Annotated in this window: 14 protein-coding genes; 12 read left to right on the forward strand and 2 right to left on the reverse strand. The window is 68.8% G+C overall.

All coding sequences use genetic code 11. The features are described from left to right. Positions 1 to 66 precede the first annotated feature (66 nt). The 7 genes from D3877_RS08315 (at position 67) to D3877_RS30165 (ending at position 9004) form a co-directional block, all read left to right on the forward strand. Entirely contained in the window at positions 67 to 4395 is a 4329-nt protein-coding gene (locus D3877_RS08315; RefSeq protein WP_119830168.1) for a strawberry notch-like NTP hydrolase domain-containing protein, read from the forward strand. Further along, positions 4392 to 5453: a DUF7146 domain-containing protein gene (locus D3877_RS08320; RefSeq protein WP_119830169.1), complete on the forward strand. Its 1062-nt coding sequence runs from the start codon at positions 4392 to 4394 to the stop codon at positions 5451 to 5453. The genes D3877_RS08315 and D3877_RS08320 overlap by 4 nt, the downstream gene beginning before the upstream one ends. 308 nt (positions 5454 to 5761) lie before the next feature. Continuing rightward, positions 5762 to 6691 carry a DUF2493 domain-containing protein gene (locus tag D3877_RS08325; RefSeq protein ID WP_119830869.1) on the forward strand — a complete coding sequence of 310 codons (930 nt, stop codon included), beginning with the start codon at positions 5762 to 5764 and terminating at the stop codon, positions 6689 to 6691. Between the two features lie 164 nt (positions 6692 to 6855). Continuing rightward, positions 6856 to 7284, forward strand: coding sequence for a hypothetical protein (locus tag D3877_RS08330; RefSeq protein ID WP_119830870.1), 429 nt, complete (start codon positions 6856 to 6858; stop codon positions 7282 to 7284). 604 nt (positions 7285 to 7888) lie between these two features. Beyond that, a complete protein-coding gene (locus tag D3877_RS08335) occupies positions 7889 to 8218 on the forward strand; it encodes a DUF736 domain-containing protein (protein WP_119830170.1) in 330 nt (109 codons plus the stop codon). Between the two features lie 67 nt (positions 8219 to 8285). Next, positions 8286 to 8558: a hypothetical protein gene (locus D3877_RS08340; RefSeq protein ID WP_119830171.1), complete on the forward strand. Its 273-nt coding sequence runs from the start codon at positions 8286 to 8288 to the stop codon at positions 8556 to 8558. A 308-nt stretch (positions 8559 to 8866) separates the two neighbouring features. Further along, a complete protein-coding gene (locus tag D3877_RS30165) occupies positions 8867 to 9004 on the forward strand; it encodes a hypothetical protein (protein ID WP_199720777.1) in 138 nt (45 codons plus the stop codon). A 53-nt stretch (positions 9005 to 9057) separates the two neighbouring features. On the opposite strand, the gene D3877_RS08345 is transcribed toward D3877_RS30165, so the two are convergent. Next, complete coding sequence (locus tag D3877_RS08345; protein ID WP_119830172.1) at positions 9058 to 9492, reverse strand: type II toxin-antitoxin system VapC family toxin; 435 nt, start codon at positions 9490 to 9492, stop codon at positions 9058 to 9060. A gap of 10 nt (positions 9493 to 9502) precedes the next feature. Continuing rightward, complete coding sequence (locus tag D3877_RS08350) at positions 9503 to 9745, reverse strand: type II toxin-antitoxin system Phd/YefM family antitoxin (protein ID WP_119830173.1); 243 nt, start codon at positions 9743 to 9745, stop codon at positions 9503 to 9505. 324 nt (positions 9746 to 10069) lie between these two features. Here D3877_RS08350 and D3877_RS08355 point away from each other — a divergent pair, with 324 nt between their 5' ends. The 5 genes from D3877_RS08355 to D3877_RS08370 all read left to right on the forward strand — a co-directional run bounded on the left by D3877_RS08355 (position 10070) and on the right by D3877_RS08370 (position 12813). Then, positions 10070 to 10318, forward strand: a complete 249-nt coding sequence (locus tag D3877_RS08355; RefSeq protein ID WP_119830174.1) for a DNA -binding domain-containing protein — start codon at positions 10070 to 10072, stop codon at positions 10316 to 10318. Positions 10319 to 10449: 131 nt separating this feature from the next. Continuing rightward, positions 10450 to 10758, forward strand: coding sequence for a transcriptional regulator domain-containing protein (locus D3877_RS30995; RefSeq protein ID WP_420796885.1), 309 nt, complete (start codon positions 10450 to 10452; stop codon positions 10756 to 10758). 28 nt (positions 10759 to 10786) lie between these two features. Continuing rightward, complete coding sequence (locus D3877_RS30170) at positions 10787 to 11236, forward strand: DUF2285 domain-containing protein (protein WP_238474786.1); 450 nt, start codon at positions 10787 to 10789, stop codon at positions 11234 to 11236. A gap of 138 nt (positions 11237 to 11374) precedes the next feature. After that, entirely contained in the window at positions 11375 to 11686 is a 312-nt protein-coding gene (locus D3877_RS08365) for a helix-turn-helix transcriptional regulator (protein ID WP_119830176.1), read from the forward strand. Between the two features lie 11 nt (positions 11687 to 11697). Further along, positions 11698 to 12813, forward strand: a complete 1116-nt coding sequence (locus D3877_RS08370; protein WP_119830177.1) for a replication initiator protein A — start codon at positions 11698 to 11700, stop codon at positions 12811 to 12813. Positions 12814 to 12859 lie beyond the last annotated feature (46 nt).

Genomic DNA, 12859 nt, shown 5'->3' on the forward strand with positions numbered 1-12859 from the left:
TGAGCCGGAGCGGTCGAGAGAGCGCCGGATCGGCTCGCCCCGTTTCCGCTCTCCCGAGGCGTTTCCATGTCCGCGTCATTGTTTGCCGCCGCCGTTTCGGCCGCGCCGCCCGCTCGTTCCGTCATCGCCGATCCGGTCGAGGCCATCCATCGGGCGGCGCGCCACCTCCTGCCCCATCTCGAGCAGGGCCGACGGATCGACGCCGCCCTGTTGCGCGACGCCCTGTCCCGCGCCTTCGATGGTTCCGACGCCGAAGGCGCCTGGGACTGGAAGACCGCTTACGAGGCTGGCGAAGCGGCGACGGTTCTGTTTCTGCGCAAGTACGGCGCGGCGCTGTTCCGCACAGCCGGTTCTCCGGCGGCGGCCCTGCCACTGTTGGCCCGGATCGCCGCGCTGCTGCCCACCCACACCCGCCGCTCCGAGGGCAGCCAGAGTTATCAGCAATTTTCGACGCCGATCCCCTTGGGGCTGGCGGTGGCCACGTCGGCGGCGCTCACCCCCGCCGACCGGGTGCTGGAACCCTCCGCCGGAACCGGCCTGCTCGCCATCTTCGCCGAGATCTCCGGGGCCGCCCTTGCCCTGAACGAATTGGCCGAGACCCGCGCCGGGCTGCTCGCCCGCCTGTTTCCGGCGGTCGCCGTCACCCGCTTCGACGCCGCCCAGATCGACGATCATCTGGCCACCGACATCGCTCCCTCGGTCGTGCTGATGAACCCGCCCTTCTCGGCAACCGTCCATGTCGCCGGACGGAAGGCCGACACCACGCTCCGCCACATCACGTCGGCGCTCGCCCGGCTGGCCGATGGCGGGCGGGTGGTGGCGATCACCGGCGCGGGATTCGCACCGGACGCGCCCGCTTGGCGCGACGCCTTCGTCGGCTTGCAGGAACGCGGGCGGGTGGTGTTCACCGCCGCCATCGACGGCGCGGTCTATGCCCGGCACGGCTCCAGCGTCGACACCCGCCTGCTGGTCATCGACAAGCGGCCCGCCGACGACCCGACCACCTTTCCGCCCCCCCTCGGCGTCGCCCCCAACGTCGCCACCCTGCTGGGCTGGATCGCGGCCCAGTTGCCGCCGCGCCTGACGCTGCCCGGCGGCGGTTCCATCCTCAAACCGGAGGCCCTGTCCCCATCCCGCCGCCCCATCAGCTTTCGGCCCGCCAGAGCGGCCCGCCACCCCGCCGCCGATGAGCCGAAAGCGGTCGATCTCGCTTACGAAACCATCGACTGGTCCCCGCCCGAGGGCGTGCGCCTCACCGACGCCCTCTATGAGGAATACGGCTTGCAGTCGATCCGCATTCCCGGCGCCCAGCCCCACCCCACCAAGCTGGTGCAGTCGGCGGCGATGGCTTCGGTGGCGCCGCCCAAGCCCACCCATCGGCCACGCCTGCCGCCCCGCCTGATCGACGACGGTCGGCTGTCCGACGCCCAGCTCGAAACCGTGATCTATGCCGGCGAGGCCCATGCCGACCATCTCGCCGGGGCATGGACGGTGGACGCGACCTTCGACATGGTGTCGGCGGCTCCCGACGATGCTCCCAACGCGGTGCGTTTCCGCAAGGGCTTCATGCTGGGCGACGGCACCGGGGCCGGGAAAGGCCGCCAGTCGGCGGCCATCATCCTCGACAACTGGCTGCGCGGTCGCCGCAAGGCGCTGTGGATCAGCAAGTCCGACAAGCTGATCGAGGACGCCCAGCGCGATTGGTCGGCGCTGGGGATGGAACGGCTGCTGGTCACGCCGCTGTCGCGCTTCGCCCAGGGGCGGCCGATCACGCTGTCGGAAGGCATCCTTTTTCTAACCTACGCCACGCTGCGCTCCGACGACCGGGGCGACAAGGTTTCGCGGGTGCGCCAGATCGTGGAATGGTTGGGCGCCGACTTTGACGGCGTCATCATCTTCGACGAAAGCCACGCCATGCAGAACGCCGCAGGCGTCGCGTCCGACCGGGGCGATCCGGCGCCCTCGCAGCAAGGCCGCGCCGGGCTGCGCCTTCAGCACGCCCTGCCGGACGCCCGCGTGGTCTATGTCTCGGCCACCGGCGCCACCACCGTCCACAACCTCGCCTACGTCCAGCGCCTTGGCCTGTGGGGTGGCGAGGATTTTCCCTTCGCCACCCGCGCGGAGTTCGTCCAGGCGATCGAAGCGGGCGGCGTGGCGGCGATGGAGGTGCTGGCCCGCGACCTGCGCGCGCTCGGCCTCTACACCGCTCGCTCGCTGTCCTACGACGGCGTCGAGTATGAGTTGGTCGAGCACGCCCTGACGCCGGAACAAGCGGCGATCTACGACGCCTATGCCGGGGCCTTCGCCATCATCCACAGCCATCTCGACGCGGCGCTGCGGGCCGCCAACGTCACCGGCGACAGCGGAACCTTGAACCGACAGGCCAAGTCCGCCGCCCGCTCGGCCTTCGAGAGCGCCAAGCAGCGCTTCTTCGGTCATCTGCTGACCGGCATGAAGACGCCGACCCTGATCCGTTCCATCGAGCGCGACCTTGAGCAGGGTCACGCCGCCGTGGTGCAGATCGTCTCGACCGGGGAGGCGTTGATGGAACGCCGGTTGGCCGAGATTCCCACCGAGGAATGGGCCGACATCCAGGTGGACATCACCCCCAGGGAATATGTCCTTGACTATCTCGCCCATTCCTTCCCGGTGCAGCTTTATGAGCCCTTCACCGATGGCGACGGCAATCTCTCGTCGCGGCCGATGTGCCGTGACGGCCAACCGGTGAACAGCCGTGAGGCGCTGGCCCGCCGCCAGGATCTGATCGAACGGCTGGCCGCGTTGCCGCCAGTTCCCGGCGCCCTCGACCAGATCGTCCAGCGCTTCGGCGTCGATCTGGTGGCCGAGGTGACGGGGCGGTCGCGCCGGATCATCCGCAACGGCCACCGTTTTCAGGTCGAAAGCCGGGCCGACGCCGCCAACCTCGCCGAAACCCTGGCCTTCATGGACGACCGGAAACGCATCCTGGTGTTCTCCGACGCGGGCGGCACCGGACGGAGCTATCACGCCGACCTGACGGCGAAGAACCAACGGCTGCGGGTGCATTACCTGCTGGAACCGGGTTGGAAGGCGGACGCCGCCATCCAGGGGCTGGGGCGCACCAACCGCACCAACCAGGCCCAACCCCCGCTGTTCCGCCCCATCGCCACCAACGTCAAGGCGGAGAAGCGCTTCCTGTCCACCATCGCCCGCCGCCTCGACACGCTGGGCGCCATCACGCGCGGCCAGCGGCAGACCGGCGGGCAAGGCCTGTTCCGGCCCGAAGACAATCTGGAATCCTCCTACGCCCGCGACGCCCTGCGCCAGCTCTACCAGTTGCTGGTCCTCGGCAAGATCGACGGCTGCCCCTTGTCGGTGTTTGAGGCGGCGACGGGCTTGACGCTGACGGACGAGGGCGGCCTCAAGGATGTTTTGCCGCCGATCACCACCTTCCTCAACCGGCTGCTCGCCCTCACCCTCGATTTGCAAGGCGTGCTGTTCACCGCCTTCGAGCGGCTGCTCGACGCCCGCATCCAGGGAGCCATCGCCAGCGGCGCCCATGATGTCGGGTTGGAAACGCTGCGGGCGGAAAGCTTCACCGTCACCGAACGCCACAGCATCCACGTCCATCCCAGGACCGGGGCGGAAACCCGCCTGCTGACCATTCGCCAACGGCAGCGCAATCACCCGCGCCGCCTGGAGGACGCGCTGGAGGCGTTGAGCGATCTCCGCGCCCGCTTGCTGGTCAACCAACGGTCGGACCGCGCCGCCGTGCAGGTTCCGGCCCGCAGCGTCATGCTCGACGACGGCGAAATCGAACGCCGCGTCCGCCTGCTGCGCCCGATGGAGGTCGCCACCCTGCCGCTGAAGGCGATGGCGGAGACCCATTGGGTCGAGGCCGACCAGGAGACTTTCGCCGCCGCCTGGACCGCCGAGGTGGCGGAGGTTCCAGAGTTCACCGACAGCCTGCTGCGCATGGTCACTGGCCTGCTGCTGCCGGTCTGGAAACGCCTGCCCGCCGGTTCGACACGGGTCTACCGGCTCCAAACCGACGACGGCGAACGGATCATCGGACGCGCCGTTCCTCCCGCCTGGGTGGCGGGCATCGAGGCCGCCAACACAGTCGCGCTTCCCCCGCCGGACGCCTTCGCCGCTCTGATGGAAGGGCGAACCATCCTCGACCTCGCCGAGGGCCTCCAGCTTCGTCGGGTTCGGGTGATGGCCGCCCACCGTCTTGAACTGTCCGGCTTCACCGACGCCATGCGCAAACGGCTTTCCGCTTATGGCCTGTTCCACGAGATCATCGCCTGGAAGCTGCGCCTGTTCATTCCCACCGATGCGAATGGTCCGGTGGTGTTGGCCCGGGTGCTGAAGCGCTTCCCGATCCAGCGCGTCGGCGAACGGGGGGCGGCGTGACGACGCGCGGCGACGCCGCCGACCTCTCCCGCCGCCTTGGCGGTCAGGCGGAAGCGGTGTGCCGTCGCTATCTTTCCGCCGGTCGCCGCGAAGGGCGCTACTGGCTGGTCGGCGACATCCTCAACAGCCCCGGACGCTCGCTGTTCGTCCGCCTGACCGGGCCGGAGAGCGGCAAGGGAGCGGTCGGCAAATGGACCGACGCCGCCACCGGCGAACACGGCGATCTGCTGGACCTCATTCGCCGATCCTGCGGTCTGTCGAACTTCAAGGACGTCGCCGACGAGGCCCGCGCCTTCCTCAGCCTGCCCCGAGAGGCCCCAGACCCACCCTCCGCTTCCCGCTCCCCTCCGGCGCCGTCAGGGTCGCGTGAGGCGGCCCGGCGGCTGTTCGCCATGTCCCTCCCGATTCATGGCGCCGTCGTGGAGACCTATTTGCGGAATCGCGGCATCACGGCTCTGCACGACGCCGACAGCTTGCGCTTCCACCCCCGCTGCCACTGCCGCCCGGACGACGCCAGCCCGCCCGAGGCGCGACCGGCGATGATCGCCGCCGTCACCGATGTGAGCGGTCGTTTGACGGGCGCGCACCGCACCTGGCTGACGCCCGACGGCGCGGGCAAAGCGCCCATCGCCACCCCGCGCCGGGCGATGGGCGACCTGCTGGGCCACGCCGTCCGCTTCGGCGCGGTTCGTGACGTCCTGGCGGCGGGCGAAGGGATCGAGACCATGCTGGCGCTGCGCATGGCCCTGCCCCGCCTGCCGATGGCGGCGGCCTTGTCCGCCGCCCATCTCGCCGCCCTGCGGTTCAGCGCCGGGCTGCGTCGCCTCTACATCGCCCTCGACGCCGACCCGGCGGGCGAGGCGGCCCAGAGCGTCCTGACCGCAAGGGCCGTCGAGGCGGGGATCGAGGCGATCCCCCTGTCGCCGACGCTGGGGGACTTCAACGACGATCTGCGCCGCCTTGGCCTTGACGCCCTCCGCGCCGCCGTTCGGATTCAGATCGCGCCGGAGGATGTCGACCGTTTCATGCGCGGATCGGTCTTGCCGGAGACGGGTTGACCGGAACCCGGTGACGGCGCGCGGTCATCGCTTCGGCGCGACGCTGTCCTGTCCCGCCAAGGAAGCCGCTCCTCGGCCTTCAAGAGGGCGATCGGGCCGCAGGCGTCCCGGCTCCCGCAACGGCTCCGGGCGGCTATTTTCCGGCGGCGCTGCGCGCCGTTCCATCGCGACACAAAATAGCCGCCCTCCGCCGTCCTCCGCTGACGCTCCGGCCCCACCGGGATGGGGTGCGGGACCGTCCCTGCCTGCGGCTGTCCGTCGCCATGAAGGCCGCGAGGGGCGCGGCCAACCCGGCAAAGGACAGCGCCATGACCACCGATTGTGACCACGAACCGCCGCACGCGGCCAGTTCCACCGCCCACCTTCTCGACGAACTCCAGCTCTATGGCTGGCGTCCTTTCCAGGACGACCCCGATCCCCGACCGCTGCCCGACAGCGCCCTGATCGTCGGAGCCGTCTCCGACATCTTCGACGCCCTGGCCGGAACCCTGGGCGACACCCGACTGGAACCCGACCTCGAAAACCTGCTGTGGTCCGCCGTCAACCTGTTCCACCGCGCCGTCGCCCGGATCGAACGGGAACTGGACGACAACGAGCAGGCCCAACGGCGCTCACAGCGGGAGCAGGATGGTTCGGAGGTGAAATCGGTGGATTTGGAGCGCCTGACCGCCGAGGGGATGACCCTGCTCGAACGCCGCGACGCCATGGAGATCTTCCGCGACGCCGCCGCCGAACGGTTCGAGCGCCACACCGGCTCAAGCTGGCGGCCACACGCCGGTTCGATGGTCAGCCACCGCGCCCTGACCGCCGCGATGATCGACAGCCGCGATCACCTCGCCGCCCGCAGGCGGGCCGAGGCCGAGGTCATGCTGCCCCCCGGCCCCAAGATCGCCGTCACCGGCGGCCTCGACTTCAACGACCACCGGCTGATCTGGGACACGCTGGACCGCGTCCGCGCCAAGCACCCGGACATGGCGCTGCTGCATGGCGGCGGTCCGAAGGGGGCCGAGCGCATCGCCGCCGCCTGGGCCGACAACCGCAAGGTTCCTCAGATCGCCTTCCGCCCGGAATGGAACAAACACGCCAAGGCCGCCCCCTTCAAGCGCAACGACGCGCTGCTGGCGGTTCTGCCGGTGGGCGTCATCGTCTTCCCCGGCAACGGCATCCAGGAGAATCTCGCCGACAAGGCCAAGGCCCTCGGCATCCCGGTGATGCGGTTCGGCAAGGGCGGCGTGTGAACGCCATCACACCGCCCTGTGACAAGAGGCGGACGCCGACGACCGAAGCGGGAGCCTTCCGGGTTCCCGCTCGCGCCGCGCCGTCCGCGTTGGTAAACTCTGTCACGCGCCGTGGAGGTGGTGGAAGGCGCGATCCGTTGGAACCCTTTCACGGAGACGCCTCCATGTTTGTCCTCGGCCCCGTCATCGTCCTGAGCGCCATCGGCTTTTTCTGCTGGCTGCTGTTCACCCTTGCCGTTTACGCGCTCCCCGCCGTCGTCGGCGTCCATGTCGGAGTCTGGGCCTGTCAGACCGGGGCCGGACTGTTGGGCGGCGTCATCGTCGGTCTGCTGTCCGGCGGAGCGACCTTCGGCGTTGGGCAATGGTTGCTGATCGCCGTGCCCTGGAACTGGGCGCGGCTGCTGATCGTCGCCATCTACACCGTCCCGGCGGTCGTGGCCGGCTACAGCGCCACCCACGGCGTCACCCAGATGGCCATGCCGTCCCCCGTCTGGCAGACGGTCTTCTCCGTCGTCGGGGCCATCGCAGTCGGCGTCACCGCCCTGCTGCGGATCAGCGGCATGACCGCCGACACGGCGCAGCCGGGGACATGACCAGGGCCTGCATTCCACCCTGCCCGCCCGGATAGCGGAACCAACGGACGACCGCACGCTGCCTCACCCGTCAAGCCGTCCGGCGGCACGGGCGCGCCAAAACGGTTCATCGCCCGCCCCGGATTTGTCCTCATCCGCCGGACCCGTTCTGGCGGACGCCCTCATCCCGCACCGTCCAACGCTCACGGTGGAACCTGGGGTTTCACGGCAGGGCGGACGGATGGGCGGGCATACGGTTCTCGCAGTCCTGGGCGGGAGAAGGACCGCGTCGGAGGGGTGCGCCGTCGGTCTTGCTGGCCCCGGCGGTGATCGCCATCGTCTCCCTGACCATGACCGTCCAGTCCGGTCTCCCCAAACGGCCTCTCCGATGGGCTGATCTGGCCCAAGAGCGGCTGACGCCTCGACCGCCTATGGCGCAACGGCGGCGTTGAAACTTTCTTCCCCTGGGCTGCGCCCATTCCTCGCGCCTCAAGAAAGTTCCCCCGCCGCCGTCCTCCGCTGCGCTGCGGCCCGCAAGGGGTGCGCCGCCGGTCGTCTTGGGCCGGGCGATCACCATCGAGGCCGCATGGGGCGGACCCGAAGACAGACATCACGGAGACGGATCATGGCGACCATCGGCACCTTCAAGAAGACCGGCAACAACGACTACACCGGCGAGATCGTCACCCTCAGCGTCCAGGCCAAGAACGTCCGCGTCGTCCCCGACGCCCGCGCCACCGGCGAAAACGCCCCCAGCCACCGCGTCTTCATCGGCCGCGTCGAGATCGGCGCCGCTTGGTCCAAACGCTCCGGCGAAGGCCGCGACTATCTGGGCCTCAAGCTGGACGATCCGAGCTTCACCGCGCCGATCTACGCCAACCTGGTCGGCGACGAGGATGGCGAGGGCTTCAGCCTCATCTGGTCCCGCCCCCAGGGCCGCCGCAACGGCGAGTGACCGCCCGGACGACGCCCCGCCCGGTCCATCCGGGCGGGGTCGGCCATTCCCTCACGCAGGAGCGCAGATGATGAGCCGCTACGACATCGAAGCGGACGACGCCGTCCACAGCCACCTTGACATCGCCATCGGTTGGGATCGCCCTCTCGGCACTTACTTCGTCCAGGTCCTCGACCCGACCCGCGACGAGGGGGAGGACGGGCACGAGATCCTTTGGCGCGGCGCCAGTTTCAGCGACATCCTCGCGGTGGACGACGCCATCGCGCTGATCGCGCCCTGGGCCACCATCCCGCCCGATCTGCGGGCGTTGCTGATCCTCGACCGCATCCGGTTTGTCTGACCGCCGCCGCCTAACGCGCCCTCCGGGGTGCGTCAGGTTTTATGCGGACAACACGGCCAAGACGCACCGCCGTAGCCGCCACAAAACAACACCGTCTGCTCAGATCGCCCCAGTGTGCCCGGCGTCAGCCGGACGCCTCAAGGCCGCGCGGCCCCTCCCATTTTGTTGGGGATCGTCGAAAGCGACGCCCACCAGCAAAATCGGCTCCTCCGCGCGCCGGCTGCGCCGGTCGCGGGCGCGAGCCTTGACCCGTCCCCCTCCCGCCCGGACGCGGGCGTCGTCTTTCACACCCGCCGAGGGAGATGACGATGACGCTCGAACAGCACATCGAGGAACTGCGCGCCGAACTCCGACACGGCTCCCGCAAGGAACACCGCCGGATCGAACGTGAGTTGAAGACGGCCTGCGAGGAACTCGCCCGCCGTCTGGCCAGGGAGCGGCAATAGCGCCTCCCAAACCGACCGCTCCACCCACCCTGGAGCGGCCCGACCTGTCTGACCTACCGGGGCAGAGCCGAAAAAGGATCGATCACGTCGACGCCCAACGGCGCGAAATGCCGAAGATTGCGGGTCAGGATGGTCAATCCGTGATGCCGCGCCGTCGCCGCGATGGCGATGTCGGCGAATCCCGGGGCTTGGCCTTGACCCCGCGCCTGATCGGAAAGCCGCCCCGCCACCCGGGCCACCGCCAGATCGAATGGCAGGATGCGGCGGCTGTAGAGATGCAACAGCGCCTCCAGCCACGCTTCCAGATCGGCCGCCTTGCGCGTCGCCCCCTCCCGCCGCAGCTTGGCGACGCCGTCCTCGACCTCCGCCACCGTCACCGCCGACAGGTAAAGCCGCGCCGACCGCTCGTCCATCCAGGCCAACAGGTCGGTCGACGCGACCTTGGAGGGGGCGCCGGCGGACAGGACGTTGGTGTCGACCAGATACACGGCGGCGGCCTCAGAAGCCAGAGTCGCGCATGGGCGCGGCGTCGCGCGTCGGCACGTCGTCGGGCGCCAGCGGCGCGCTCATCAGCAAGCGGCCAAAGGACGGCGCCTGGGACAGACGCTCCCATTCGGCAAAGCTGAGAACCACCGCTTCCCGCTTGCCATGCCGGGTGATGATGGCGGGTTCGCCGCGCACCGCGTCATCGATCACGGCCGACAGGCTGGCCTTGGCCTCCCGAAGCTGAATTTCACGCATGAGCGCCCCCCCGCAAGATGTGACCACTGTGGTCATATGGGGTCCCGCGCGCCCCGAGATCAAGCCGGATCGCCGTCGGTCGAACCGAAAGACGGGCGCATCCGGCCAAGGCCGGACCAGGCTCTATTCCGCTGGTTGTACAGCTCCACGAAGCCCCGTGCCGGGTCTTCGCGCCCGGGGCGTGACGATCCCTTGCGCGAGGCGCCCGAACGTCCCTGCGGATCAGCGCCGCATCACCGAGGCGGGCCGAACCGGCACGACGCCTCGAACCGGATGGCCTTGAACGCGCAATCGACTAGAATACCCCATAGGAAGGATACTCTTATGCCTCAAAGCTATCTGGACGAACCGCCGCAAAGCGCAACACTCACACCGTATGACCGTGAGCATATGACGTTGTATCTGCGCCTGCTGGACGCCGCCACCGACGGCGCGCCGTGGGAGGAAGCCGTTTCTGTCCTGTTCGGCCTTGATCCCCGTCGTGAACCGGAGCGCGCCAAGCGTGTTCACGACTCCCATCTCGCCCGCGCCCGTTGGATGAGCGAGAGCGGCTATCGTCTTCTGCTCCGTTAAGGCTCCCCCAAACGATCTTGTTGCCGCGCTGGCAACGCCTGTTCACGCCGCGCCCTCTTCAACGCGCGGTTTTTCCCGCCAAACTGTCCTTGCGGGCACCGAGATGTGCGGTGTGGGATGCGGAGATGACAATGACTCCAGACACCTCACAATGGCGGGTTGCGGAACGCTATGATTACATTGGCGCCATCTCCGCAGCCGAACTCGCCTGGGAATGGCTGCGGCGCAACGCGCGCTACCAGATTGACCACCGTGACCATGCCCGGACGCTGGCGTCCCAGCAACGCCACAGTCCCGACACAGTGACGTGGCCGACCTGTTGGGGGTTGCGATTTCCCGATCAGACCCAGCGCGCGCGCCATCGACACGCCAATCTTCTGGACGCCGTCCGACCACACAGCCGTCGTCCTGCTGGTCCCCACCCCGTCCGTCCTGCTTGACCGGGCCAGCCATTTCCAGGCGCTGACGGTGGACGAAGGGCGAACGGACGAACTCGGCCTGCATCTCCATGTCGACCTTGGCGACGGCGACCGGCTTCAACTGCTCCGGCTTGCCCCAGCCACCGCCAATCAACCGCTCGCCGCCCTGGTTCCTCTCGACAAGGATGGCCCGGATCGGCTGGACTCCATCGCCCGGCTGCTGCGCGCCCGGCTCGGTCGCCCGATTCCCTCCGACACCCGCCTGACCGCCCAGCAACGCCGCCGCGCCCGCCACATGCTGCAAGCGGTTGACGGGCGGATGAACGGCGCTGGCTACCGCGACATCGCCAAAGCCATCTTCGGCGTCGAGCGGGTGAACGACCATCCATGGAAGACGTCGCCGTTGCGCGACCTCACCATGGATTTGGTCAAGGACGCGTTCGCCATGATCGCCGGGGGCTACCGCGCGCTTCTTCGCCGCCGACACCGGGGATCATAGCCCCATGGACCACCGGCCAGGGGGTGGGAGTTAGGCCCGGCTTTCTTCCCCCTCCCCCTTCCCGGCCCTTGTTCGCCACCGTGGCCCCTGCCCGCCGCTGACCACCAGCGGCAACGCCGACAGCACGGAGGCACGATCATGAAGCCCGATTTCGCCAGTCTCCCGCCGCGCTTCCTGCGCACCCCCGAAGCCGCGCAATTCCTCGGCCTGTCCGGTCGCACCCTGGAAAAGCACCGCACCTACGGCACCGGCCCCGCCTACCGCAAGCTGGGTGGCCGCGTCGTCTACGCCCTGGAGGACCTCCAGTCCTGGGCCAGCCGTGGCGCCGTCACCTCGACCTCCGACCCCAACGGCGCGCTCAGCGCCGCCAAGCCCCGGCCCGCCACCAGCCTTCCCGCCATCGGCCTTCCAACCCGACCGCCGGTCGCCACCGGCCAGCGGCCCCGCTGAGGAGCGTCGCCATGGTTGGCAGTCTCGTCGCTTCCAGCGAACGTTCCCGCCTCGACCCGTTCGTCGTGGCCACGGGCGACGCCGCGCCGCGCGACCAGCGCGACCTGATGGAGCGCCCCTTCTTCTCGCTGGCCAAGGCCAAACGGGTGGCGCCGATTCTCTACGAGGCTGGCGCCGTGCGCGTCGAGGTCTTCGCCGTCGCCGAGCACGGAATGGCCACCATCTGGGACGCCGACCTGCTGATCTGGGCCGCCAGCCAGATCGTCGCGGCGGAGACGGCGGGGCTGAAAACCTCCCGTTTCCTGCGCTTCATCCCCTACCAACTCCTCACCGCCGTCGGTCGCCAGACCGGTGCCCGCGACTACAGGCTGCTCAAGAACGCCCTGGTCCGGCTGCAATCCACCGTGATCCGCACCACCATCCGCCAGGGCGAGCACTGGCGTCGGCGCCAATTCTCCTGGATCAACGAATGGGAGGAGATGACCCGGCGCGACGGTCGGGCCGAAGGCATGGAAATCGTCCTGCCCGACTGGTTCTATCGCGGGGTCATCGACCGCTCCCTGATCCTGAGCATCGACCCGGCCTATTTCCGCCTCACCGGCGGCATCGAACGCTGGCTCTACCGCGTCGCCCGCAAGCACGCCGGCCACCAAGCGCAGGGCTGGCGGTTTGACATCGCTCATCTGCACCAGAAATCCGGCAGCCTCGCCCGTTTGGCGGACTTCGCCTGCGACATCCGCCGCATCGTCTTGCGGCAGGCTCTGCCCGGCTATCGGCTCGGTCTGAAGCGCGATGGCCAACGTGACGTGCTGCGCATCCTGCCGACCGATTTATCCACAGGATCTGTGGATAAATCGGTGGGCAAGTTTCGCGACCCTGTGGACGGCATCGGGACTTCGGGCGTCGCGGGCATCGGGACTTCAGGCGTTGGGCTATCGGGACTTCGGGCGTGCAAACACCAGTTAACCCTCTGGCCTGACATGGGAATTCGCCCTCGTAATAAAGACTCTAATACAGAATCTAATAAGAGTCTTTGTTGTTGTCCGGGCGAACGCAATCCCGACCCCACCCTGAAACCCGGCACGCAAACGCGTTCGCCTCCCCGCAAACCGGGAGAGCGGCCATGATCGCCGCCCTGCTCAACCAGACGGGTGGAGCCGGCAAAACAACGCT

Source organism: Azospirillum cavernae, from assembly GCF_003590795.1.
Lineage (GTDB): Bacteria > Pseudomonadota > Alphaproteobacteria > Azospirillales > Azospirillaceae > Azospirillum > Azospirillum cavernae.